At 36.2% G+C, this 2,839-nt stretch carries 4 protein-coding genes; 3 read left to right on the plus strand and 1 reads right to left on the minus strand.

The annotated features are described in order from the left end of the window. Window positions 1–548 (plus strand): putative glycoside hydrolase (locus tag WB217_RS09275; protein WP_423992769.1); only part of this gene is annotated, 548 nt, incomplete at its 5' end. Between the two features lie 131 nt (window positions 549–679). Here WB217_RS09275 and WB217_RS09280 read toward each other — a convergent pair. Next, window positions 680–865: a hypothetical protein gene (locus WB217_RS09280; protein ID WP_423992771.1), complete on the minus strand. Its 186-nt coding sequence runs from the start codon at window positions 863–865 to the stop codon at window positions 680–682. A gap of 206 nt (window positions 866–1,071) precedes the next feature. Between WB217_RS09280 and WB217_RS09285 the strand changes: the two genes are divergently transcribed. Both WB217_RS09285 and spxA read left to right on the plus strand, forming a co-directional pair. After that, window positions 1,072–1,641 carry a GNAT family N-acetyltransferase gene (locus WB217_RS09285; protein ID WP_423992773.1) on the plus strand — a complete coding sequence of 190 codons (570 nt, stop codon included), beginning with the start codon at window positions 1,072–1,074 and terminating at the stop codon, window positions 1,639–1,641. A 527-nt stretch (window positions 1,642–2,168) separates the two neighbouring features. Further along, on the plus strand, window positions 2,169–2,564 hold the full coding sequence (spxA, locus tag WB217_RS09290; RefSeq protein ID WP_335376770.1) for a transcriptional regulator SpxA: 396 nt from the start codon (window positions 2,169–2,171) through the stop codon (window positions 2,562–2,564). Window positions 2,565–2,839 lie beyond the last annotated feature (275 nt).

Genomic DNA, 2,839 nt, shown 5'->3' on the forward strand with positions numbered 1-2,839 from the left:
TTGAAAACAGAGATGCTTCTCTTGTATATTCAATGGGGGACTATAAGGATGTAAAAATGGACAACGTTCAAAAACGTGTTAACGCAGTGACGGACTTTGTCGCCTATGCAAGAAAAGAACTCAAGCCTTATGATGTAAAAGTATCTGTAGATATTTTTGGCTATACAGCGACATTGCCTGAAGCTCCAGGTATCGGACAGAATTTCTCGAAAATCTCTGAAAATGTAGATGTAATATCGTCAATGATTTATCCAAGCCATTGGACTTCTTATTTTGGAATCGCTAAGCCAGATACCGAGCCATACAAGCTTGTTGTCGAATATGCAAAGCTTGAAAAGAGAAAATTGGGTGAATTAAAAACACCGCCAATTTCTCGTCCTTGGCTCCAAGATTTTACAGCATCATGGCTTGGCAGCGGGAATTACTTAGTTTACGGAAAGAAAGAAGTCGAAGACCAGATCCGGGCGCTCAAGGATCAGGGAATCAACGAATATCTATTATGGAACGCAAGTAACAGATATACGCCAAAAGTTGATTACACTCCTTAAATAAATGAAAAAATAAAGAGAGTGCAAGATTTAAATAAAAAGGACCTTAAATGAGTCACTCACATAAGGTCCTTTTCGTATGATTAGATTATTGTAATGTGGATAATGTATAATAAAACCTGGGTAACGAGTTACTTTTTGCCGCCGCCAACGTTTTTCCAGCCTGTTTGCATCCGGGCTGACTGGTCGACAAATTCAGACCTGTTTCTTCCTCCGAAAAATCTTGTGCCAATCCCATTGGTAATAACACCAATTGTTGCGGTAATTCCCACTACAAGCACAGTAACGATCGTTAAGTCCATTATGTAATCGCCCATGATAAACCTCCACCTTTTTTTACACAAATCAATTTCATGAAATGTGGTATATATAATCATGATCCCTACTCATCTTTATTTTAAAAGAATTGTTGGTGTATTAAAAGAACTTTATCAAGAAAAAATATTAGTACTATCTTGATCATGATTATATAAGAAAAGCTGGGTGCTTATCAGGATGAAAAAAGTCGAAAAGGAGATAAGCCATGCATTGGTATGAAAAATTAAATCAATATTTTCCAATTGAAGAAATGAAATCAAAAGAACATATGGAAACACTTTTAAAGGAACGTCCGGAGATTTACCATAAAGATGAAGGTCCTGGGCATGTATTGATGTATGTCGAAACAGACGACTTTGTCTTCATTGATTATCTTTTTGTTTCTAAGGATACAAGAGGGCAGGGGCTAGGTAATAAGCTGATTGAAAAGCTTAAGGAAAAAGGAAAGCCAATTATTCTTGAGGTAGAGCCAGTCAATTATGATGACACAGATACCGAAAAACGATTGCGTTTTTACAAGCGTGAAGGTTTTGAGCATGCTCGCACGATTGGATACCGCAGGCGTTCACTTGCAACAAAGCAGATCAATGAAATGGAAATCCTATATTGGGCACCAGATCACGCTCCAGAAGAGCTAGTGTACGAAGCGATGAAAAAGACGTACAATATGATACACACATATAAAGATAAAAAGTTTTATGGAGAGTCATATCAGCCAGTTGATGAAGTATTGACACTTGAAGAAAAGCGTAATGACTTACTGCAGGATATTTAGTATAGGGAGATTTTAATCCCGTTTTGTGAATTGACTCTTTTTTCGGAAGAATTCTTAAACAAAAATGTAAAAAAGTTAAATACAGCAAATACAAAAAAAGACCTATAATTAGACGCATCCATGTGTATCATATATGGATGCGTTTTCATTTTAGTAGGTCCAATTGAGAATATTATTTTTTTTAAAAATGTTTAGCTGCTGTGAGAAAGGGTAAATATAAATAAATTAATGATAACCGACAAAATCAGCTAGCATAATACGAATATTTTTATAGATGGCAATATGAAGGGTGATGAAAAAAATATAAATTTAATGAAACTTTTTTCAATTAAGTTCGTTATATATATATAAGGCTAGAATCCTTACATAATTACCCGGAATATTTTTTTAAAAGGGATACCTTTTATTGAATCCTTGGTGTATAATATTCTATATGAATTATAAAGTTATACTTATTATTATTTAAGAATTTTCTAGCTTAAATAAGGCACATAATTTAAGTAAATTAAAGGGAGTGTGAATTACCAATGGTCACTTTATACACTTCACCAAGTTGTACCTCTTGCAGAAAAGCAAAATCATGGCTTGAAGAACATGAGATTCCATATTCGGAAAGAAACATTTTTTCAGAGCCTTTATCTATTGATGAAATAAAAGAAATTCTTCGGATGACTGAAGATGGAACGGATGAAATTATTTCGACTCGTTCAAAGACTTTCCAAAAGCTTGATGTGAATTTGGAAACGATGCCTCTTCAGGAATTGTTTGAACTGATTAAAGAAAATCCAGGATTGCTGCGCCGCCCAATCATTATTGATGAAAAGCGCCTGCAGGTTGGATATAATGAAGATGAAATACGCAGATTCCTTCCAAGGAAAGTACGTACTTTCCAGTTAAGAGAAGCACAGCGTCTAGTCAATTAATACAAGTCTCCCTTAAGGGGGGCTTTTTTTGTTGTTTAATAAATGGCTCTGTTAATGCCTAATGTTGATTTTTAAAACCTGTTGATTGTAGTGGAAGGCGCGTAGACTCCTCCGAAAATGCTAACGCATTTCCATCGTGCGTGGGCAGATTCGAGGGAGCTATTCAGTGTCCTGCGGGCTTAGCTGGTCAGATGAGACCCCGCAGGAGCGAAGCGACGAGGAGGCTCAGCGCCAGCCCCTAGAAGAATTTGCTAATGAAAAAGACGGCAGTTGGG

This window comes from Mesobacillus sp., assembly GCF_049588175.1.
In the GTDB taxonomy this organism is placed as follows: Bacteria; Bacillota; Bacilli; order Bacillales; family Cytobacillaceae; genus Mesobacillus.

Coding starts and splice junctions, on each gene's coding strand:
- WB217_RS09280 (WP_423992771.1), bottom strand. CDS start 865: ATGGGCGATTACATAATGGACTTAACGATCGTTACTGTGCTTGTAGTG.
- WB217_RS09285 (WP_423992773.1), top strand. CDS start 1,072: ATGCATTGGTATGAAAAATTAAATCAATATTTTCCAATTGAAGAAATG.
- spxA (WP_335376770.1), top strand. CDS start 2,169: ATGGTCACTTTATACACTTCACCAAGTTGTACCTCTTGCAGAAAAGCA.